This window comes from Siminovitchia fortis, assembly GCF_007681465.1.
Lineage (GTDB): Bacteria > Bacillota > Bacilli > Bacillales > Bacillaceae_C > Siminovitchia > Siminovitchia fortis.
On sequence record NZ_VEKZ01000063.1, the window covers coordinates 1 to 22,069 of the forward strand.

A 22,069-nucleotide genomic window follows, 5' to 3' on the forward strand; every position below is an offset into this window, starting at 1 on the left:
TTTCTAAGAAGATTATCCCACGGCTGACCTATGAATAGAATGTGTGTTTTATTTGACGCTTACTTTCAAACGATATTTCGGTGCTGCGCAACTTGTGAATATGATGGAAAACGAGTACATCTCCTATGAAAGCCTTTTGCAAAAAGCAGAGAGGGAAAATAATGAGAGAGCCTTGAGGGACTTAAAGGAAATCGGGAAGCCCCCTTGGTCTCATTTAAAACATGAGCGGGTGCACCAAAAATATTTGGAGCGTTTTGGCGGCGGGATTTCCCGTGATGGAAAACTGGCTGCCAAGGTTTTTAAAGATATGTTGCTGAACGGACAGTATACATTGTTTGATGTGGTCCGGCATGTAAAAGGGCAATATTTCAGCCTTACACGAATGCGGGACAAAACGGCAGCAATAAACCTCCAAAATATCGTTGATACAATTGAAATCCCCATATATTTTTGTATGGGCAAACATGATTTAACCGTTCCCAGCCAGCCTACTTGGGACTTTTATCAGAACTTGGAGGCCAAAGAAAAACATTGGGTTTGGTTTGAGGAATCGGCCCATTCCCCTCTGTTTGAGGAAAGCGACAAATTTCTTGATCTGGTTGTGACAGAGACACAAAAAGATCATTAAGAAAAACGGATTGCGCGCAGCCTTTGGCTGGATTATGCTTGCGAAGGCGTTCTTTCCCTTTTTATTCCTTGCGCCGTTGGTGCCTGGCCGACTTGAAGCGCCACGTTGTGCGGGACTTCTTCTTCAACAGTCATATGCAAAACCGCAGCGGAATACTATTTCCCGCTGCGTTTTGTATTTCGTGTTTCTTTTTCCAATATATAATACCCGACATCGTCCGAAGGGATAGCTGCCACAAGCACATACCCGTCTGAAAATAACGCTTGAATGGCCTGTCGGATTTTCATTCTCCAATCATAAGCAAGCTCAAATGAACGGTTTTTTAATGCCTGAATGTCTTTCGGAGCGGGAACGAGGAGGACTTTTTCCCCGTCACGGCGAACGACGTCTCCTGAAACCGGCAATGAATCCTGGATGGAAAAATCAAGCGCCAATGGATAATCGCTAATATTTCCGTACTTTTCTTTTTTCATGCCGGCATTGACAACAGGTTCGCTCAGCAAATCCCATTCGAGCAAAAATCGGTCCGTCGGCATCCCTTTGTTGATTTTGTCCTGCGTAATTCCGTAGTAAGAGACGTAATAGGTCCGGACGTATCCGCCGAGCTTTGACAGATTCAGATAGCCATTCTTGATTTCCAGCGGATCGAATGTCCAGGTGATTTTTTCATAACCCTTCTCAATAGCCCATTCCCTCTGCCGGCGTTTCAGGCTTTCGCCGATCCCCTGGTTGCGATAATCGGAATCGACGGCCATCATATGGGAAACGAGATGAGGCTTTTTGCTGATGTCTGTGATTCCGGGAAATCCGTAGACGAACCCGATCATCCGATCACTGTCATAGGCCCCGATCACACAGCCTCCGTTATGGATTGCCGCAACCAATTGGGCAAGAGCGGTGACAATTTCTCTTCCCCAAGTATCAACTTGCAGATCAACCGCTTTTTGCAACTCGCCATGTTCCATTACGGGTTTAAAAATGTATGTTTTTGACATGGATTCCCTCCGAGATCAAACGGTTTTTGTCCTTGAAAATGTTTCAGTACCGACAACATAATCATTAAATGCCTGCTCATTAATTCCGTAACCGATGCCCGGCCCTTCCGGCACTTTTATAACACCCGGCTTGTGAAATTTGATTTCCGGATCCGTAATGTCTTGCTCCCAGTAGCGGTCGGACGGAGATGTATCTCCAGGGATCGTGAAGTTGGCCAGCGAAGTGATCGCGATATTATGCGCCCTTCCGATGCCCGATTCAAGCATGCCTCCGCACCAGACAGGAATATCCATTGCCTGGCAGTAATCATGGATCTTTTTCGCCTCAGTAAGCCCTCCTACCCGGCCCACCTTGATATTGATCACCTTGGCTGCTCCAATTTCCACCGCTTTTCTTGCGTCATCGACGGAATGAATGCTTTCGTCAAGGCAAATGGGGGTGGAGAGTTCCTTCTGAAGGGTTGCGTGGTCAATAATATCGTCATAGGCAAGCGGCTGCTCAATCATCATCAGATTTAAAGGATCAAGCTGCTTTAAAAGATCGATGTCCTGCAAGGTGTAAGCCGAATTGGCATCCGCCATCAATGGGACGTCCATTCCGAACCGTTCCCTGATCGCCTGCATCGGTTTGACATCAAAGCCGGGCTTGATTTTCACTTTTATTTTTTTATAGCCTTGGTCAATGCAGCTGCCGACACGATCGAGCAGCTCCTCGATCGTCGGCTCGATCCCGATGCTGACGCCCACGTCAATTTCCGTCTTCGTTCCGCCCAGTGCATTTGCAAGAGATATTCCTTTCTTTTTACAGTAAAGATCCCACACAGCCCCTTCCAACGCTGCTTTCGCCATGCGGTGCCCCTTGACGGATTGGAAGATTGGATCAAGGTCCTCCGGATGTTCCAGTTTTTCCATTTTTAAAACTTGGGGAATGATAAGCTCCTTCAAGATATAAAGGACCGTTTCCGTTGATTCTTCATTATAAAAAGGGAGCGGGAATGCCGTGCTTTCCCCGTATCCCGTGATGTCGCCGCTTATTGCGCTCACTATTAAAAAATCCCTCGTCATCAATTTTCCAAAGCTCGTTTCGAACGGATGCTTCAGCGGCATTTCCAGGCGATCGATCCTGATTTCTTCGATTATCATATTGATGCTCCTTTTTACTGATCCGATTGTTTGCCCCCATTTTACCGTGAAATAAAAGATAATTCTAATATATGTTCCATTTGATATAATGTCGGAATAGAAAGAAAAATGTTATAATGAGAGAAAAAAATTAGAAAGGTAGTGGACAATGATTATCAAACCTCTTCACGAACCGGAATGGCTATGTTTAATTCCACGATTCCAGGGGGAGCACGCTGAAAAGCAGCACTTTGAAAATTTGGTGAAAGGCTACGAAGGCGAACTGAAATTTGCAGGATTATTAGAAGGGATTTCAGATAATTGGTTGATCCTTTATGATTTGAGACTGGAATACAGGCGCACCATTTTTCAAATCGATGCCCTCTTGATCTCACCGAAATCCCTCCATCTTTTCGAAGTAAAAAATTTCGAAAGTGATTTTTACATCGACTCCGGAAAATGGTTTACCATTAATGGAAAAGAAATCAGAGACCCCGTACTGCAATTGAACCGCTGTGAATTTCTTCTCCGACAACTTCTTCATGAATATGGATTTAACATCCCCATAAAAAGCAACGTCGTCTTTATCAATCCCACATTTACCCTATATCAAGCACCGCTAGATCTTCCGATTATACTCCCGACACAACTGGATCGTTTGGTTCAACAATTAAACTTGAGTGCAAAGAAGCCTGGTATTCGAGACATAAATCTTGCCGAAAAACTTGCTGGCGCCCATTTAATACGATCTCCGTATGACCACCTGCCTGAATATAACGATTCCGAATTAAAGAAGGGTATCTATTGCGCAGCTTGCAGTTCATTTTCGATTTCTTTAAAAAGCGACCAAATCACGATCATTTGCAGGAAATGCGGTAAAGAAGAAGCCGCTGACTCTGCTGTTATTCGAACACTAAAAGAGTTTCAACTCCTGTTTCCTGAAGAAAAAGTCACCACTAATCGTGTTTATTATTGGTGTGGAGAAATTTTTTCAAAAAAAACAATTAGAAGAGTGCTGGGGAGGAATTTTGTTTTAAAAGGGAGAGGAAGATTTGCCCATTATGTATTATAGTAGATTCGCTTTCAAGGGGTTACCATTTTAGATTTTATTGCTGGATAGGTGCTATTTGGGGTGAGCGCAATTTTCTATACCGTTTAATCCGCTCCATTTAGGAATTGGACTGCTATTTCGATACTGGTGACGCCGTCCAGTGACTGGGAGCGACGATTTACCTCCTGCGCGGGCACTGGACACACCACCCAGTGACCGGGAGCAGCGATTTACCTCCTGCGCGGGCACTGGACACGCCACCCAGTGACCAGAGACATCGATTAACCTCTTGCGCGGGCACTGGACATTCCGCCCAGTAACCTGGAGCAGCGATTAACCTCTTGCGCGGGCACTGGACATTCCGCCCAGTAACCTGGAGCAGCGATTAACCTCTTGCGCGGGCACTGGACACGCCACCCAGTGACCGGGAGCAGCGATTAACCTCTTACACGGGCACTGGACACGCCACTTTTAACCGTTGCTATCTAAAGTACTATTTTCTTAAAAAATCCGCGCACAAGCACCCGCCTCCTAAAAAGATAAAGCCCTCCATCTACACCGGAGGGCTTTAACCTTAAGGATTCGTCGACCACAGACCTGCTTCTTTAAGAAAGACGCGCGGATTCAATTTTAACTGAGAGACCATAAGTTCAGCGAGGTCTTCCGGCTGCATCACTTTTTCAGGGTTGCCGTCTGTCAGGTTTTGGGCGAATGCCAAGTCAGTGGCAACCGTGCTTGGTGTCAAGGCGGACACGCGAATGTTATATTTTCTTGCCTCTTGCATGACGGATTCCGTCAATCCCAGGACTGCAAATTTCGAAGTGCTGTAGGCACTCATGACCGGCCCGCCTTTCTGGCCGGCGGTTGAAGAGATATTGATAATATCCCCGGATTTCCTTTCCATCATCTCCGGTAAAACCGCCCTTGTCACATAATACATGCCCATTACGTTGACATCGATGATCCGCTTGAATTCTTCGGGAGTGAGCTCGAGGAACTTTCCGAATTTGGCAATTCCCGCATTGTTGATCAAAATATCGATGGAACCAAGATCGGATTTGACATGATCGACTGCCGCTTTCACAGAAGCTTGATCCGATACATCCGCAACCGCAACTACCACGTTTACGTCGAATTCCTCAAGTTCTTTGGCCACCTTCTCCAGATGATCAAACGTTTTTCCCACAAGCCCCACATTGATTCCCTCACGGGCAAAAGCAATCGCGGTTGCCCGGCCGATTCCTCTTCCCGCTCCGGTAATCAGGGCATTTTTTCCTTTTAAATTTTGCATATGCTATATAGTCTCCTTTTTTACTTCTGTTAAAAATCTGCTTGGGCGAGCCAGTCATCTTTCTCCAGCCGGCCACCGCCAGAATACTATTGAAAAGTTTTGTGGTCAAGTAATTCACATACAAAAAATCCCTCCCATAAGAAGGAGGAATTCTCGTTTTTTCCTCAGGCAGCATGAAGTCTCCTGAAAAGGCAAGGAAAACTGTCCCCTGCTTCAAATTAATCCAATAATGAGAGCGATTATGACTAAGATGATGCTTAGTCCCCACATCCAGAATAGGGAATAGCGCAGGTGTTTGCCCATTTCCAATCCTGCCAATCCGAGTGCCAGCCAAACTGCCGGCGCCAATGGGCTGACAAAGGTACCAACGATGTTTCCAATAATCATCGCATACGCTGTAGATAAAGAGGATACGCCAAAACTTGCAGCAATTTGGTCAACAACAGGAAACAATGCGAAGTAATAGGCATCTGTACTTAATAATAAATCAAACGGGACACCTAAAATCCCAATAATTATATGCAAATAAGGGGTAACGGTTTCAGGCAGTACCTTTACAACATCTTTTGCAATTGCATCTAACATCCCTGTTCCATTCAATATTCCTAAGAACAATCCTGCAGCCAAAATGATGGAGGCCATAGTAAGCGCATTGGGTGCATGGGCACGCAATCTCTCCATCTGATCATTGACCTTTCTAAAGTTAAGGGGCAATGCGATGCTTACACCAATCATGAAAGCCAAACCTGCCGGGATGATCCCTGCAACAAGTACGCCAATAACGGCTAATGCTAAAAGGGCGTTTACCCAAATTAATTTAGGGCGATTTAAAGAATGATCTCTTGCAGATTGGGAAGTCTCGTCATGATCTTCTGCCGAAGCATCCAGTGCTGCTGCCATTTCCAATGCTCCATAGTTCGCAATAATTCTTCTCTTTTCTCTTATTCCTAGAAAAACCGCTAAGACAATCATCAATATTAATCCAATCATTTGTATTGGAATCAGGGGTCTCCATAATTCTGTTACATCCATCTTCAATACAGAAGCCGTTCTTCCTAATGGACCTGCCCAAGGAAGCATATTCATAATGCTTGCGCTCCCGCCAACTAGCAGAAGAAGCAAATATGGATTCATTTTCAATCGTTTATACAATGGCAAAAGTGCCGGAATTGTTATTAAAAAGGTAGAAGCACCCGATCCATCCAACTGCGCAATCGCTGCAATTAAAACGGTTCCAACACTCACTGTAACTACATTTCCGCGTGAAAAAACGACCATTTTATTAATGAGCGGGTCAAAGAGACCTACATCTTGCAAAATTCCAAAGAAAATAATCGCAAAGATAAACATGATGGCAACATTAATAACAGACCCGACACCACTTTCAAAAAAGCCGCCAATTTTCCCCATACTATACCCCGCAGCCAACGCACCGAGAATAGGTGGTATAACCATAGCAACAATTGGGGTGACTCTTCCACTGATTAGTAAAGTGACAATGACTAAAATCGTCATAAGACCAATTAAACTAAGACTCAATTGATATTCCCCTTTCCGTAACTCACTAATTTTCTTTATCTGGATACGTTTTCATTTGGTGCTATTTTTTTGTTAGTAAAAAATTATCACGGAATAAGGAAAGGGTAAATGTTCTACTCATAAAACAAATAATTATCATTTTTAGTAATTTTGTTCATAAGTTTCATAACAAATATATTGACGTTCTGGCCTCCCGACAGTTCCGTAGTTGAGCTTTGTTTTTACCTTTTTTATCGAAACTAAATATTCCAAGTAACGGCGTGCTGTCGAACGGCTTATTCCTAATAATTTGCTCAATTGTACAGCTGTTACTCCAGCAGCCATCTTATCGTTTAATAATTGATTAATTTTGTCTAAAGTAATCGAATCAATGCCTTTTGGAAGCTCCTGATCTGGACTATGTGAATCCAATAAACGGCGAAAACCCGTCAGATAGTCAATATCCGCCTGTTCCAGCTCTTTTTTAGATTGCATATAATTTCTATATTTTTTGTACCTGGATAAAGTTTGTGCGAATCGTTCATCGTCCACAGGCTTCACGATAAAATCAAAAATTCCGCCGCGCAATGTTTCTTGTATGGCGGATGTATCTTTTTCAGCACTTACGATTACGATATCAACCTCATGATATTTATGGCGGATTTGCCAAAAAAGCTCCAAACCCTCAACATCTGGAATATATAAATCCAGCAATAGCAGATCGGGCATGTTTTGGCAGTTTTCAAGATATTGCAATGCCTCGTTCCCGCTTTTTACAACCTTTTGAACATCAAACCCTGCTACTTTTTCAACATATTGACGGTTAATTTCCGCCACTCTAAAATCATCCTCGATAATGAGTACCGAATATGTTTTCTTCATCCTTCTCTCCTCTAATCTTTTGGTATAATGATGACGAAACAGGCCCCTCCAAGTTCGCCTTCTTCCAAAACAATGTCACCGCCGGCTTCATTCAGCACGAATTTAGTGAGAGCCAAGCCTGTTCCCCGATTGAAACCCCTCTTGGTTGAAAATCCTTGCTGAAAAATCCGGGACATATTTTCTTGCGGCACACCAATGCCGGCGTCGTCAATTTCAAAAATGCAATCGTCCCCTAGATCAGTAAAAAAGATGGAAACCTTACGCTCACTTTCAACTTTAGTTTTTACCGCATCAAATGCATTTTCAATTACATTCCCCAGTGCGGTTAGCATGGCATCCTGCTTTTTCTCAGAAAACTCGTATTCCAGGTGACTATCCGGATGAATCGTCATCGTAATACCCAATTCATTTGCCTGATTAAATTTCCCTTGCAATAATGCATGAATTAACGGATCAGAAACCTTTTCTGTCAAAAAGTCCAATCTGTCCTGTTGAATATTGCTTTCTTTCTTTATAAAATCAATTGCGTCTTTCTTTCTATTGTTCTGTATCAATCCCAGAATAATATGAAGTTTATTAAAGTATTCATGCGTCAGGGCGCGCTGCGTATTGGCATATTGCCTGATTCGGACTAACTCCGCTGTCATTTTTTCCAATTCCGTTTTTTTACGGAAAGTATAAACAACGCCGGTAAAAACATCTTCGCTGTATATCGGAGTTTGATTGACAAGGGCGATATTTTTCCCGAGAACCATTTCCCTGTCATAGTAACGATCCTTTTGTTTAAATAAAGCACTTTTATATAATGAGGGGGCAATCTCTTTGATGGATGTCCCCAGATAATTGATTTCTTTCTGCTTCTTTTTGGAAAAAAGAATGTCTTTTGCCGCCACATTCATGGCTGTAATCATCCCTTGGCTGTCCACAGCGATGATTCCTTCATGTGTCGACTGTAAAATTGCTTCGTTTTGTAAATATAAATGGGAGATTTCCTCCGGCTCCATATGATGCAGCAAGCTTTTAATATAATGGGAGATCAAACTTGCTCCTAAAATACCTAAAAGCATAATAATACCAAGGGTAGTCCACAATGTCCGGCTTTGATTTTTGATCATTTCTTGGACACTGTCGTTAAGAAAGCCAACCGATACGATTCCAATAATTTTTCCATCTGAATAGATGGGCACCTTCCCGCGAATAGACAGGCCAAGTGATCCGTTTTTTTTCGATACATACGATTCCCCGTGAAGCAATGCTCTATCATTATCCCCGCCCACCATTTTTTTCCCAAGTTTTCCGGCATCGGGATGCGAGTATCTAATTCCTTCTGTATCCCCGACAACGATGAACTCAGCACCCGATTCCTTTTGTATTGGTGAAACGATTTCTTGAATCGCTGATGAAGGCTCTTCCGATTGCAGTGCTTCTTGAATTTTGGGGATATTGGCTACACTATGGGCTAAACCAATGGCTCGTTCCCCTATTTGGTCCTCTATCATATTGACAATAAATTTATGAAGAAATATCGAAAAAATAATGCAAATTCCAATGATCAACAAACTAATTAATAGGATCATTTTTATTTTCAAGCTATACTTCACCTTTGGAATTCTGCGCTCCCGATACATATGACAAATCCCCTAAAAATATTTTAAAAGTTTATTGTAACACTTCCTTTAAAGCAGGATGAAGCCGGGGAAATCCATGGTGGAAGCCGGGAATAGGATTGTGAATATTTGATCAATCCTATTTTCAGTTATCTTTGATCATTTTTTCACTGGCATCTTTGTCAATGTTTTTAAAAAGCTTTAATAAAAAAGGCAACAGCAAGAACAAGGTAATGACCCTGATAATATGTAAAGTTGCTACAATTGTAGGGTTAATTTCAAGTGCTACGGCTGTAACCGTCATTTCAGCTGCACCGGCTGGTGTAGTACTGATTAAGCTGGTTGTATAGGGAAGTTTCGTAGTTAATTTAAAAATGAACGCTGTCATTAAGGTCAAACAAAATAGCAGCGAAATGATCAATAACGTGGCCGGCCCTAGTTTCCAGACCCTTCTGAGTACCTCTCTATCAAAGCGGATACCGACAAAAGCACCTATCAATGCCTGGCCAATCCCTGAAACATTCCTTGGAACCGGATCAATTTCGGCAACAAATACAGTCAGCAGAAAGCCCGTTAATATGGAGAATAGCAATGTTCCCCCGGGCACTTTAAATCTGGCATCAAGATAAACTGTGATCAGGATAACCGTAATAAAAAACAATATTTGTGATGGTTGGAGAAGGATTGTCGATTGGACAGTTGCAGGATCAACCGAAACAGGCTGAATATAACCTATAATTAAGGGGATGGATATAGTAAAAAAAGTGATCCTGATTGTATGGAACGCAGCAACCAATCGATCATCTGCCCGGTATTGGCCACTAATCCCAATAATTTCAGAAGCTCCGCCCGGAATACAGCAAAAAAATGCGGTAAGCCTATCGATGCTTGTTATTTTATACAACAGGATACCGAGTAAATATCCTGCAGCAATCAAAATAATAATGGTGGCAAACAAAGGTATAAACAAATAGTGCATCTGCTTTAAGGTATCCAAATTTAATAACAGGCTAATATTTGCGCCGGCAAAAGCCAGGACCAGTTTAAAAAGGTTCCTGTCAAATTGAAAGCGTGTAAGAAATATACCAAAAACAATCCCTGTGGTTAATGACCCGATAAGCCATCCAGCAGGGATATTGAGCGTATCAAAAATGAAACCTGCCAATACTGCCAATAATAGATAAATCCCTTTTTGTACGACCATAAAAAATCCTTTCTGTTTATCTTAGAGGTACAGTTACAGACTGATGGACTGCTTTCAATCTCATTTATCCCCTGTCGGGCTTGCGCTTTGATTGTCGCAACCACAACTGCATTATTTTCCTTCCCCGTCACAGGCCCCGATATAAGTAGGTCAGAAAAGCCCGCATGAGTCTATATTAAGCTTACAATATAATCTGTAATTGATTAAATAGAAAATTTGAATAGCCTGCCATTAAGAAAAATAATGGCGATAAGTGAGATCACTATCTTTTAGGTATTTAAGTTAAATCCTTCAAATGTTTAACTGCTGTAATAAGAAAATCGGGTGCGCCGAAAAACGGCCTGATTTTACCTCAAAACAGACTGATTAATCCGCTCTGAGATCGCTTCTGCAAAATCGGATGTTGATGCACTGCCTCCAAGGTCTTTTGTTTTGACGCCGTCTTCAAATGACTGATACAGGCCCTGCTCTACAAGCCGGCCCATTTCCTTCAGCTTTGGATCGTTATGGCGTTCTGCCAGCCAGTCCATCAGCATCACAGTGGAAAGTATCATACCAGTTGGATTGCCAATATTTAAACCGGCAATATCCGGTGCGGAACCGTGCGCTGCCTGCGCCATGGCAAGGTGATCATTTGAGTTGATGGATGGAGCCAGCCCCAGGCTCCCTACAAGTTCACCTGCAAGGTCAGAAAGAATATCCCCATACATATTTTCCGTCACAATCACATCAAAGTCTTTGGCACGGCGTACCAGGTGGGCTGCCATTGCGTCAATATGGTAATCGTCTACTGTAACTTCAGGGTACTGCTCCGCTACTTCCCGGCAAACTTTTAAAAATAAGCCCGTACTCAAGCGGAGAACATTGGCTTTATGGACAATGGTTACTTTTTTACTGCGCTGCATGGCCATTTTAAACGCGGCATGGGCAATACGTTCCACTGCTTTTCGGGTAAAAACGCCGGATGTCAAGACTACATCTTCGGTAATCTGCCATTCTCCATGTCCGTTGTACATATTGCGGTCTGCGTAAAAACCTTCTGTATTTTCCCGGTAGATCACTAGATCTGCTTCTTCTACGACACTCTTAATTCCAGGCATAGTTTTAGCCGGACGGATATTGGCGTACAAATCAAGTTTGCGGCGAAGGGCACCGCTAGGGTTCAGCTTATTCTTATGCTCAGGAGGATAGGCGGCGGAGTCATGAGGGCCGAGAATCCATCCATGCGTATTTTTTAACGTTTCTGTGGTAATCTCCGGAAGGGGGTCATTGTGATGTTTGATTCCTTCCCACCCCATTGGAAGGTTAACCCAGTCAATGTCAACGCCCGTTTTGCGGGCAGCTGTTTTGAAAACCTCTACTGCAGCTCTTACAATTTCCGGTCCAATGCCATCTCCAGCAAGTACTCCCAGACGATAAATAGTCATTTCAATAACTTCCTCTCTTGAATAAAGTAGATGCTAAGTTCCGTAAAGCAACAGTAAACTTCTATATCTAATGTAAAGGAATTAAAGAAATAAATATAGAAAAAGGATACTGAAAGATACCAGCGGTTCACCTATCATTTGGAAAAACCACCTTTTCAAATTGGCAATGGTAAGAGTATTTGTTTATTTTGCAAAAGGGTACGGCTTTTGCAGTTAAAACAAATAAAAAACAGCCTTGAACCCGCATGGCTGCTGATTCTTTGGCTGTTTTTTCCTGTCGGAAAGTTGTAGTGTAAATTACCCGAAAAAGGGAAAGATCGTTGCAAGAAGGGATCATGAGGCTTATCGCACAAAAAAGCTCTCTCTTGGAAAGAGAGCTCGATTGGTAAGTATAGAAGTGTTCGATTGAAGAAATTATTTGAAAGCGCTTTACATAGAAGTGAAACTAAGAAAGGAATGATAAATCCAAAGCTAAATTCAGGAAAAAGACAGTATGCACAACCGTGAATATAAGTCCAGCTTTTGTTGTTTTGTTCATAAATTTGTCACTCCTTTTTTTTAGTGTTTTTAGTATATACCCGGAAAGCAGAGTTGTAAATATTTTTTTAAAAATTTTTTCTTGGACTCTAAATAAAGAAGGGTCTCTTGCCCCAAGATGTACTTTTTCACCGGTTTTCCGGGCTTTATCGCCTTTTCTCTTATAAAACATATGTTGCAAAATGGATATCATGCAAAGCAGATCTACCTCAGCACCTCAATGCCCGCGCACGCTTTTTTTCGGCGGATGCGGGCAACGGCTCAGCTTCCCAATGCCCGCGCGAGCTTTTTTTCGGTGGACGCGGGCAACGGCTCTGCAACCCAATGCCCGCGCGAGCTTTTTTTCGGTGGACGCGGGCAACGGCTCTGCGTCCCAATGCCCGCGCATGCTTTTTTTCGGTGGTCGCGGGCAACGGCTCAGCTTCCCAATGCCCGCGCGAGCTTTTTTTCGGTGGACGCGGGCAACGGCTCAGCAACCCAATGCCCGCACATGCTTTTTTTCGGCGGTCGCGGGCAACGGCTCTGCAACCCAATGCCCGCGCGAGCTTTTTTTCGGCGGTCGCGGGCAACGGCTCAGTGTGCCAACGCCCGCGCAGACGCTTTTGGGCCGGCATTTCTGCCGGCCCTTACAGTTCGAATTCCCATTCGTCTTTTAAATTCAGGTATAAAATCAGAAGTGCATCCTCAAGCTCGCGCGTATTTTTTCCGGTCGTTTCCCATCCAAGCTTTGGAAAGAGAATTTCCGCCACTTGCTTCGTTAAATCATGGCGCTCCTCGAGTGGCAGCTGCAGCAGGCGGTCGCTGTACGTTCGGACCAGATTCCAGTCCTGGGCAGTCAGTGCGCGAAGCGTAAATGATTCAATGAGAATGTCGTGCTTTGACAGTCCTCTTCTTTGAATTTCCTTTTCAACGGGCGTAAGTTTTCCCGGTCGCTTCGCTTTCCTTTCGTGAACGACAATCGTTCCGGCGACCAAGTCCCCGACCCTTTTATGCTGAGGATGGAAAAAGATCATCAGCAATCCCGTTAAATAACTTGCAGGGAGGGAGTCCACAATGCGCATAAAATTCCGGATGAAGCTCGATAACAGTGTCAGGCTGTGCCCGTTATCCTGGATTACCCGAATGCCCAATGCCCTTTTTCCGATCGTTTTTCCGCCAAAGTAAAATTCCATGAAAACAAAATATCCCCAATTAAGGATGAACAGCCCGATAATCGCTATCCCGAAAATAATGGAGGTAATTTCATCATTCAACCCCGAAATTGATGCCCCGCCGGTCAACAGAATCAAAAGGACGATAATGACAAGTATATTGGCTACTGTCAAAATGAACTGGTCAAGCAAATAGGCCGCTGCCCTGCTTCCCAAACCGGCCAGTTGAAACTGGATGGAAACGAATTCCGGCGTTTTGATCCCGACCTGTTCTTTTTCCATATTTTTTCCTCCTTTCCCAAGTTGATGTTTCTATTGCCCAAGAGTGTTACTATAATAGTAGAGTATAGATGCCGATCTTTTACTAGAGGTGACAAGTCACATGAATGTAAAGCAGTTTATAAAAAAACACCGGGATGACTGGAAACAGCTGGAGCAGCTTGTTGCTGCGATGCATAAACGCAAAAAAAATGTAACAGGCGCAAACATAGATCAGTTTTACCGGCTGTATCAGAAAGCCGCCCAAAACCTTTCGTATTCCCAAACTTATTTTCCAAAGGAAGAGGTCACCTTCTATTTAAACGGCCTTGTTTCCAAATCCCATAATGTATTATACAAGGATCAAATGTCGAGCATGAACCAGGTGCGCCACTTTTTCACTGCCACATTTATCCGTTTGCTTTGGGAACAGTGGAAGTTCGTCGTTGCAGCCCTTGTGCTTTTTACAATTGGAGCTGCCGGCAGTTACATATCCGTGCTTCAGGATACCCAAAATATGTATGCCATTCTACCGCCTGAAATTGCCTATGGTGTCGATCCAGACTCACTTGGAAGCTCAGATGGCGGATCTTGGGATTCCTCCGTGATGTCAGCCAGTATCATGACCAACAATATCCAAGTCGCCATCCTGGCTTTTGCCGGAGGGGTCACCTTCGGATTGTTGACCGTCTATGTCCTAATTTATAACGGCATCGTTATCGGGGCCCTTGCCGCCTTGTTCTGGACCCACGGGAAAAGCTATGAATTTTGGGCTTACATCGTACCTCACGGAATGATTGAACTTACCGCCATCTTTATCGCAGGCGGCGCCGGGCTTCTGATGGGATACAAACTTTTCGTCCCGGGACATTTTTCCAGGGGATACCAATTGAAAGTGAACGCGAAAAGGTCCGTGCAGCTTTTGCTTGGTACGGTGCCGCTGTTCGTGATTGCGGGAATCATTGAAGGGTTCATCACCCCGGCTCCCATCCCGCTTGAAGCCAAATATATTGTCGCTTTCGCAACTGTCCTTGGTTTGATCTGTTATTTTATCATTGGAAAAAGACTTTTCCTGCGCGAACTTTGAGGATCATATAAGTTCTCATTCGGATCATATTCCATCCAAACCGGATCATATCACACGCTGGCCGGATCATACCCGCCCGGAAATTGATCATATTTCCGGGCAACCAGATCATATCCTGCTCTATTTGGATCATATCCAATGAGCGCAGGATCATTTGCTATAAATGCAAGATCATATCCTATTAACGCAGGATCATATTGCATTAAAATCGGACCATATTTCACAAAAGCCCGATCAGATCATAGGCATCCAAAGCTACAGCAAATTCCGATTCATCATGTCAATATAATAGGAGACGGCGGCAACCGCCAGCTTTTCCTCATCCGCTTCAATCATGAGCAGGCCCTGATTTTCCCATTTGGCTTTTTCCCTCTTTTTAAAAAGCATCTGCTGCTGTGCGATGCTTTTGATCATGGCATGCTCCACTTGGTCCGGGTTTTCATTTATCCGTTTCTTGATGACTTCATCTTCGACGCCGATCATTAAAAATAAATGCCGCTGCCTGATCCGCATCAAATAGGTGAGTGTATTTTCCTCATACAAAAACGTGCGTATGTCACTGAACAACAATAGCAGACTACGCTTTTTCTGCATCGTCTCCAAAAAGGAAAAGACGGCCCCGTAATTCGGCTCCACCGGATCGACCTGCAAATCATAGATGGATTTCAGGATGGTCTGCATGTGTTCCATCCCTTTGGCCGGCGGAACAAAGACTTTCACATCTTTGGAAAAAGCGAGGACGGATACGTAGTCCCCTTTCCGCAATGCGGCAGCAGTGACGGTCATGGCGGCTTCCAGCGCCCGCTCCAAACGGTTGCCTTTTTTCAGCTCCGCACCCATCATTCTTCCGCAATCGATTAAAATCGTAATATATTTTCCGTGCTCGGGCTCATATTCGTTCGTCATGACTTCCTGAAGCTTCGCCGTCTGCCTCCAGTTAATCATGCGCGGGTCATCTCCCGCGGCATATTTCCTGATCTGCGCAAACTCCCCTGACCCGCTCTGGTATTTCCGGATTTTCATGCCTTCATGCAATAAATACCTTTGCGCATCCTGTAAGTACTGCTTCGTTTCGGTCATGTCCGGGATGACTTTCAAAGCTTGGGGAAGCTCCTCTGTTTTCTGTTTTTCCCAAAGTCCCAGCGTGCTTTTATAGCGGAAATAAAGTCGCGTGACTTCGTAGTCCCCCCTGACTGGCGCACTCGTTTCATATGACGCTGCCGCCACCGCCTCTTTACGTCCCGTTCCTGTTACAGGGAAAGGCTGCGCAAAAGTCTGCGGCAAATCGTCAACAATCGAATATGAAAATGGGTGGCTGGAACGGTTTTCCACTTCTATCCTCACTGTATACGGAAGGCTCCGTTCCATTTCTTCCGGCATGATCCGTTTGAAATCCAGTTCTTTTTTTCCGGGTGAAAAAAACAGGTCCAGAAAGCTTGCCAAAAAAACGATCACATTCATCACGATGATGTATGTCCATGATACATCCGCCCATACGCCGAGCAGGACGAAAAGAGCAGAGATGCCAAGGAAAACGAACAGTAGCCGCTTTGTCGGCAATATCCCCCTATCTCGGAACAGGAACCGAGCCCACAAGTTCTTCAATGACTTGGTCAACGAATCCTCCCTCCAATTCCACGTGCGGGGCTAATTGAATTCTATGTCTGAGCGACGGCTTCGCGACCATTTTCACATCGTCCGGCGTTACATAATCGCGGCCATCCAAATACGCCCAAGCCTGGGCGGCTTTCCCGATGGAAATCGCGGCTCTTGTACTGGCCCCGAAACGGATTGCTTCCGTCTCCCTTGTCCTTCTAACAATCTGCATGATATATTCCAGCACACTGTCATTTACCGTGACTTGCTCAATCTCTTGTCTGGCTTTTAAAAACTCCTCGATGTCCAGCACCGGTTCAACAGCTGTTGATTTAAAATTGTTTTCGATCACATTTTTCAATACATCTTTTTCTTCTTCAAATGTCGGAAAATCAATCATAAGCTTAAATAAAAAGCGATCCTGCTGGGCTTCCGGCAACGGGTAAGTCCCTTCAAATTCAATCGGGTTCTGCGTCGCCACAACAAAGAACACGTCCGCAAGCGGGTAGGTAGTCCCCTGGATTGTCACCTGTCTTTCTTCCATCGCTTCCAGAAGGGCCGCCTGCGTTTTAGCGGGAGTCCGGTTAATTTCATCCGCCAACAGGATATTTGTAAAAATCGGCCCCTTCAGCGTTTCGAAAGACCCTTCTTTCACGTTGTAAATGACACTTCCTGTTATATCGCTTGGCAGCAGGTCAGGGGTAAACTGAATACGATTGAACTGTCCGCCCAAAAGATTTGCGAGCGTCCGGACCGTCGCCGTTTTACCTGTACCCGGCACCCCTTCCAGCAGCACATGCCCCCCTGCCAGAATCGCAGACAGCAAAAGTCGGAGATTCGTGCTTTGTCCAAGGATCCGCTCTTCGTATTTTTCCAACAATGCCAATACTTTTGTACTCATCTCTCTTCCACCACTTTCCTCAGCCGGTCAATTTTTTTCGACCATAATAAATATTCCTGTTTGCTCAATCTTTTTTTGTTTAAAACATCCGTTAAACCGGATAGAAAAGAATCAATCTCTTTTTTGCCCATCCGCCCTTGGCTTTTGCGTTCCAAAAGCGGGGCCAGGCTCCTCCACTCCTCACGGTAAGGAATGTGCCATTTTTCCTGCAGGACCAATTTTAAATAATCAGCCTGAATGGCGATTGAATCATGGTAGCGCCGGCTTCTCATATACCAGGCGGCCAATGCGCGGATCCCTTCGTCGCTGAAACGGACAGTTGCCTCCCTCGGACTGAATATCGGGCCAAACCGTTTCCCCTGATACCACAGCCAAAGAATCGCGAGGATTCCCCCTTGGAACATGAAGAGTAAAAACCACATCGGATAAACATTTAATGCTTTTTCCCCGCCTTGTGGCTTGTGCACATACTCATCAAATAAAAATTGCCGGCCTTCTGTTTCATTCAGCAGTGAAGTAAGAAGGGAAACATGATCCTTTTTCAAAATCTGCCCGTTTGTCATCCATTCCGGAAAAATGGAAACGATCAGCCGCCCATCGCCATAAGGGCGTTCAAGCGCAATCGTTCCTGCATCATCGTACAAAAGGATGTCATCACCCTGCTCCGTTTGCATGCGGTTCAAGTAAGAAATTTCCGCTTTATTCCTGCTATCTTTTTGATCATAAAGTATTCCTTCTTCCGCTCCGGCCTCGACCGGGTCCGTCACCAGATCAAACATCCCCTGCGGGTTCCTTTGGAATAACAAAATGGTGTTGCCTGCTTCCATAAACTTTTCATAAGCCTTCATTTCTTCACTTTTTGGCATATTCAGCGGTTCTACCATGACGAGCACCTGCCCGCCGTCTTCAGCATCCAACGTTTGCGGCGGTTTTTTCCACCTTTGAACAGATTCCGATTCTTCTTTTAAATATGTATAAATGGCCTTTGTACCGGTAGGGGAAGGAGAGTCGGAAACATAGGCGGGATAGGCGGCGGGCTGCTTTGACTGCAAAAAATATCCGCCGGCCAAAAAACATAAAAGTAGAATGCTGAGCAAAATCCATGTTCTTTTTCCAGATCTCTGCAAACTTGTGCCCTCCTATCCTTCCATCGTTTTCTCCGGCTCCTCCAGCCGCTCCATCGCTTCTTTTCGAAACTTATCGTACTCTTCTTTTTCCAGTTTCCTTTCGCCGTAAGTCACTTCGTCAAATACACGCGCCAAATGATAAAATTGATCGGCCCAATTTTGGTTGATCTTTTTTAACTCATCATAATACTCCCAGTTCGTTTTCCATATCCTTGCTTCCAGCCATTTTTTTTCATGAAAATAAAGAAGGAGCGCCAAAAATAAATGGCGCGCAGCCTTAGAATAATCGTGCTGCTCCTGCTTCAGCGCCTCCGACAAATGCATATCGGATGTCCAGTCCAGTTCTCTCATGGATTGAAGAGGCGACTTGTCGCGGTATTGTCTGGACCGCCGCGTATTGCGGATAACAAAATAGGCGGCTGCGCCCAGCACGATGACGATTAAAACAATGATCACCGCAAGAACCGGACCTGCAGCCGCGCTTGTCGCTTCATAGGAAGGAAACAGTTTTTCAAGCTGCTTTGCCATCCATTCCTTGGCGCTATCCCACCAACTCTGCAGGAAACCTTTCGGCTGGTCCTCATACACTTTATATTCAGCTCTGTTTAATATTTCCCGAAGCCTTTCCCTGGCCTGATCGGCATCCAGCATGAACCATCACCTGACCTAGATTTGTGGTGTGTTATATTCCCCAATCATTTCTTTCAAATCGTCCGCATCATTCCTGACCTTCAGGTCAAAATACATGACGGCATATCCTACGGTAAAAATCATCGTTGTGAAGAGGCTTGCTGCGTTGACAATAAGTGAAAGCAGCACACTGTCTCCCAGAACCATCATAAAGGAAAGTTCCAATGTTACGCTGATCATTGTAATAATCATAGAGAAAATGATAAAAAGCCCAAACAGCACCCAAGTGCGGCCTTTCGTCAATTTCCAGCTGCGTGAAAATCCCGGTGTCTCTTCCTTAAACACGACCGAACCAAAATAAAAACTCCAGCGGGTCAGCAAGAGGCCGATTCCTATGGCAAATCCCACGAAAAGCAAAATAGCCAGGATGATCCCGACGATTGGCAGGACAATCGCTCCGACAACGCCCGCAATCGTTATGATGATGATCGGGACAACAAATAAACCGAACGCAATCAATCCAAACAATATAGTGCTTCCGAGCATTGGCCAGTAGCGTGAAAATGCCTGCTTAATAACAGAGCCGACTGTATACTCCTCACCTTTTCTCAAATGGTCAATCGCAAACATGACCGCGGCAGTAGCAACAGGCGCCAGAAAAATCGCAATGAGGCCCACTAGCGCAATGCCTAAGTCGGCTCCCAGGTTCACGGTCTCCGTGTCATCGAAACTCGTGATCACCTGTTCAAACCAAGTTTCGCCCGGACCGACTTCCCTGAAAAAGCTGACGCCGGACGCCAATTCGATCAGGGCCTGCAATAAATAAATGGGCCCCATAAAAATAAGAAATATTAAAAAAAAGTCCTTAAAGTGCCTTTTGCTTAAACTGAAAGTATGATCCAGAATCTGGCCAAACCCTTTCGGTCTAGTAAACTTCTCATCCATTCAAAAATTACCCTCCCCAAAAAATTCTCATATCGACTATTTTAACATTGATCCTATGGAATGTATGAACTATATAATAATTTCTGGGATTTTTTCATCACAATGTATGTAATCAACAGGCGGAAAATGAAAAGAAACATGCAAAAACGCCGGCTGTTTTTTCAACAACCAGCGTTTTTTCGGCTATGCTTTTTTCGGAAAAATAAAATACGATAACGTGATGACTGCGTCAATGATCAGGACGAGCATCCAGATGCCGGTGACCTTTCCAATTATCGGATCCGCAAACCAGCCTTTTTCAATGATGTTTCCGAGGGTATCCCCGAAATCGTTCATTCCTAAAACCTCAACCGGACTTTGAAAATCACTGAAAAAGCTGAAGATCACCAACGCAACTGCATACATCAGCGCATGAAGTGCGAATTCTTTCCCTTGTTTGGCCGCATATGCCAAACCGTACAATTTTTCCTCTTTTTCCTCTTCAATAGGCGGCTCGCCTTTCCACTTCCGGATATTTCTTTTCATCCAGCGGTCGAGTTTCCGCATATCATTTCTTCCAAACGTTAAAGCATACAGCAGGAATATGACAATGATGACTTGGAATGTATCAAAAGTTCCTGTATTCCTATAGTCCATGATGCCAAGCAGCAGAAGCCAGGCATCGCTGAAAAGCCATATGAAAATGAAATACTTGCTGAGTTTTTCCAGTCCGAACGCATATCTGACGATAAAAAATCCCGCAAGGCTGACCCAAAATATGATTTCTCCCAAGATGAGAAATAACCATTTATATTGAAGGATAAGTTCAATCATGTCTGCTTCCTCCCTTTTTCATAAATCGCAAAAGCCCGGTCCAAAAATTGCAGCAGTTTTTCATCCAACGGATACCAGCCGAGCTGCCATGACTTTTCGGGTGACCTTCGTACTTCCCATAATTGGTGTTGAAGCTGTTCATCTTCCCCGTAAAGCGATTCGGATTTCATCCAAATCTTCTTAACGATTGTTTGAACCTCTTCGGAATCCGGAGACTGGTCCATCACGCTTTGAATTTCTTTTAACAAATCAATCCATTCCTTTGTCTCTTTGTTGTCATCATTTATATTGGGAAGTTTCTTCGCAACTTCTTCCGCTTTTTCTCCGAGCCAGCGCTTTGAACATTCTCTCATCTCCATTTGGCCGCTCTGCTGATGCTTGAGCATTTGTAAAATGAGATCCCAATTGATCCGGCCCTCTATTGAATAGCTATGGAGAAGCCCCACCAGATCCCTTTCCATTTTTTCGAGGATTTTCTGCTCCGACCGGATTAGGTTCAGTTGATTTTTTATATGATCAACAGGATCTAAGTCATCATTTTCAATCAGCTGCTTGATTTCCTTTAAAGAAAATCCCACTTTCTTCAGGAATTGGATCTGCTGGAGCTTAAAAATATCCTCATTTTCATATGTGCGATGTCCGCCTTCCGTCGTACCGGAAGGATTTAAAAGACCGATTGAATCATAGTATCTTAAATCTATGCTACCGGCATTTCCCGGCATTGAAATACCGGGCCTTCTGCCAGACGTTCGTAAAGTTCCCAGCGTTACATTGGCTTTTTTCGACAATTCGCTGATGGTAATCATAGTGCACCTCATTTCGTTTCTGACACCAGTATACAAGTTGACGCTGCGTCAACTTCAAGTTATGTTAAAACAAAGTTGTTTTACTCGGATTTTTTTCATAAATATTATAAAAATATTATAAATGAAACTGGCAGAAAGTGGTGAGATTCTTATGTACTACCAATCCCCATACAGAACGGTTAAAAGCAAGCCGAAAATCATTAAAGTAGCCGGCGAGGGGAAAATTTCTATTGAACCGGATATCGCGGAGATCCGATTGGGGGTCTCCACGGAAAATTCAGCCTTGGCCAAGGCGCAGGAGGAAAACGCAAGAGCTATTTCCGATATTAAAAAGGCTTTAACCACTGCAGGCATTCCTGAAAACGAAATCAAAACTGCCGATTACTCCATCCATCCCCAATATGATTATGTGGAAGGCAGGCAGGTTTTTAAACTTACACGGAATAAGTAACACCAACAAAAATAATAGGTTATAATAGACTTATAATTTATT

21 protein-coding genes are annotated in these 22,069 nt (G+C 44.1%); 4 read left to right on the forward strand and 17 right to left on the reverse strand.

What is annotated here, in order from left to right:
• Positions 1-94: 94 nt before the first annotated feature.
• The gene (locus FS666_RS16195) at positions 95-628 is read left to right on the forward strand and encodes an alpha/beta fold hydrolase domain-containing protein (protein ID WP_144469103.1); all 534 of its coding nucleotides are present in this window, start codon (positions 95-97) and stop codon (positions 626-628) included.
• Between the two features lie 155 nt (positions 629-783).
• On the opposite strand, the gene FS666_RS16200 is transcribed toward FS666_RS16195, so the two are convergent.
• Positions 784-1,623, reverse strand: a complete 840-nt coding sequence (locus tag FS666_RS16200) for a GNAT family N-acetyltransferase (RefSeq protein WP_120075458.1) — start codon at positions 1,621-1,623, stop codon at positions 784-786.
• A 15-nt stretch (positions 1,624-1,638) separates the two neighbouring features.
• Positions 1,639-2,766 carry an o-succinylbenzoate synthase gene (gene menC, locus FS666_RS16205; RefSeq protein WP_144463391.1) on the reverse strand — a complete coding sequence of 376 codons (1,128 nt, stop codon included), beginning with the start codon at positions 2,764-2,766 and terminating at the stop codon, positions 1,639-1,641.
• 148 nt (positions 2,767-2,914) lie between these two features.
• Here menC and FS666_RS16210 point away from each other — a divergent pair, with 148 nt between their 5' ends.
• Positions 2,915-3,817, forward strand: coding sequence for a nuclease-related domain-containing protein (locus tag FS666_RS16210; protein ID WP_144463389.1), 903 nt, complete (start codon positions 2,915-2,917; stop codon positions 3,815-3,817).
• Positions 3,818-4,370: 553 nt separating this feature from the next.
• Here FS666_RS16210 and FS666_RS16215 read toward each other — a convergent pair.
• The 7 genes from FS666_RS16215 to FS666_RS16250 all read right to left on the reverse strand — a co-directional run bounded on the left by FS666_RS16215 (position 4,371) and on the right by FS666_RS16250 (position 13,695).
• Positions 4,371-5,087, reverse strand: coding sequence for a 3-ketoacyl-ACP reductase (locus FS666_RS16215; RefSeq protein WP_144463387.1), 717 nt, complete (start codon positions 5,085-5,087; stop codon positions 4,371-4,373).
• 213 nt (positions 5,088-5,300) lie between these two features.
• A complete protein-coding gene (locus FS666_RS16220) occupies positions 5,301-6,626 on the reverse strand; it encodes a CitMHS family transporter (protein ID WP_144463385.1) in 1,326 nt (441 codons plus the stop codon).
• A 141-nt stretch (positions 6,627-6,767) separates the two neighbouring features.
• Positions 6,768-7,487 carry a response regulator gene (locus FS666_RS16225; RefSeq protein WP_144463383.1) on the reverse strand — a complete coding sequence of 240 codons (720 nt, stop codon included), beginning with the start codon at positions 7,485-7,487 and terminating at the stop codon, positions 6,768-6,770.
• 11 nt (positions 7,488-7,498) lie between these two features.
• Complete coding sequence (locus FS666_RS16230; protein WP_306463613.1) at positions 7,499-9,076, reverse strand: ATP-binding protein; 1,578 nt, start codon at positions 9,074-9,076, stop codon at positions 7,499-7,501.
• A gap of 163 nt (positions 9,077-9,239) precedes the next feature.
• On the reverse strand, positions 9,240-10,298 hold the full coding sequence (locus FS666_RS16235) for an AbrB family transcriptional regulator (protein WP_144463379.1): 1,059 nt from the start codon (positions 10,296-10,298) through the stop codon (positions 9,240-9,242).
• 347 nt (positions 10,299-10,645) lie between these two features.
• Positions 10,646-11,725 carry an isocitrate/isopropylmalate dehydrogenase family protein gene (locus FS666_RS16240; protein WP_144463377.1) on the reverse strand — a complete coding sequence of 360 codons (1,080 nt, stop codon included), beginning with the start codon at positions 11,723-11,725 and terminating at the stop codon, positions 10,646-10,648.
• Between the two features lie 1,163 nt (positions 11,726-12,888).
• A complete protein-coding gene (locus FS666_RS16250) occupies positions 12,889-13,695 on the reverse strand; it encodes an RDD family protein (RefSeq protein ID WP_120070896.1) in 807 nt (268 codons plus the stop codon).
• Between the two features lie 100 nt (positions 13,696-13,795).
• On the opposite strand from FS666_RS16250, the gene FS666_RS16255 reads away from it, so the two are divergent.
• On the forward strand, positions 13,796-14,758 hold the full coding sequence (locus FS666_RS16255) for a stage II sporulation protein M (RefSeq protein ID WP_144463376.1): 963 nt from the start codon (positions 13,796-13,798) through the stop codon (positions 14,756-14,758).
• A 50-nt stretch (positions 14,759-14,808) separates the two neighbouring features.
• Here the strand turns inward: FS666_RS16255 and FS666_RS19910 are convergent, their stop codons facing one another.
• The 8 genes from FS666_RS19910 to FS666_RS16290 form a co-directional block, all read right to left on the reverse strand.
• The gene (locus tag FS666_RS19910; protein WP_186306594.1) at positions 14,809-14,982 is read right to left on the reverse strand and encodes a hypothetical protein; all 174 of its coding nucleotides are present in this window, start codon (positions 14,980-14,982) and stop codon (positions 14,809-14,811) included.
• Between the two features lie 31 nt (positions 14,983-15,013).
• On the reverse strand, positions 15,014-16,318 hold the full coding sequence (locus tag FS666_RS16260) for a DUF58 domain-containing protein (RefSeq protein WP_144463395.1): 1,305 nt from the start codon (positions 16,316-16,318) through the stop codon (positions 15,014-15,016).
• A gap of 7 nt (positions 16,319-16,325) precedes the next feature.
• Complete coding sequence (locus FS666_RS16265; protein WP_120070884.1) at positions 16,326-17,255, reverse strand: AAA family ATPase; 930 nt, start codon at positions 17,253-17,255, stop codon at positions 16,326-16,328.
• Positions 17,252-18,382: a DUF4350 domain-containing protein gene (locus tag FS666_RS16270; RefSeq protein WP_144463375.1), complete on the reverse strand. Its 1,131-nt coding sequence runs from the start codon at positions 18,380-18,382 to the stop codon at positions 17,252-17,254. Before FS666_RS16270 ends, FS666_RS16265 begins: the two co-directional genes overlap by 4 nt.
• Positions 18,383-18,394: 12 nt before the next feature.
• Entirely contained in the window at positions 18,395-19,033 is a 639-nt protein-coding gene (locus tag FS666_RS16275; RefSeq protein WP_144463374.1) for a DUF4129 domain-containing protein, read from the reverse strand.
• 15 nt (positions 19,034-19,048) lie between these two features.
• On the reverse strand, positions 19,049-19,957 hold the full coding sequence (locus FS666_RS16280) for a DUF7847 domain-containing protein (RefSeq protein ID WP_144463373.1): 909 nt from the start codon (positions 19,955-19,957) through the stop codon (positions 19,049-19,051).
• A 183-nt stretch (positions 19,958-20,140) separates the two neighbouring features.
• Complete coding sequence (locus FS666_RS16285) at positions 20,141-20,770, reverse strand: hypothetical protein (protein ID WP_144463372.1); 630 nt, start codon at positions 20,768-20,770, stop codon at positions 20,141-20,143.
• A complete protein-coding gene (locus FS666_RS16290) occupies positions 20,767-21,576 on the reverse strand; it encodes a MerR family transcriptional regulator (protein ID WP_186306593.1) in 810 nt (269 codons plus the stop codon). The genes FS666_RS16285 and FS666_RS16290 overlap by 4 nt, the downstream gene beginning before the upstream one ends.
• A 151-nt stretch (positions 21,577-21,727) precedes the next feature.
• Between FS666_RS16290 and FS666_RS16295 the strand changes: the two genes are divergently transcribed.
• Positions 21,728-22,027 (forward strand): SIMPL domain-containing protein, encoded by a 300-nt coding sequence (locus tag FS666_RS16295; protein WP_186306592.1) that lies wholly within the window; start codon positions 21,728-21,730, stop codon positions 22,025-22,027.
• Positions 22,028-22,069: the final 42 nt, after the last annotated feature.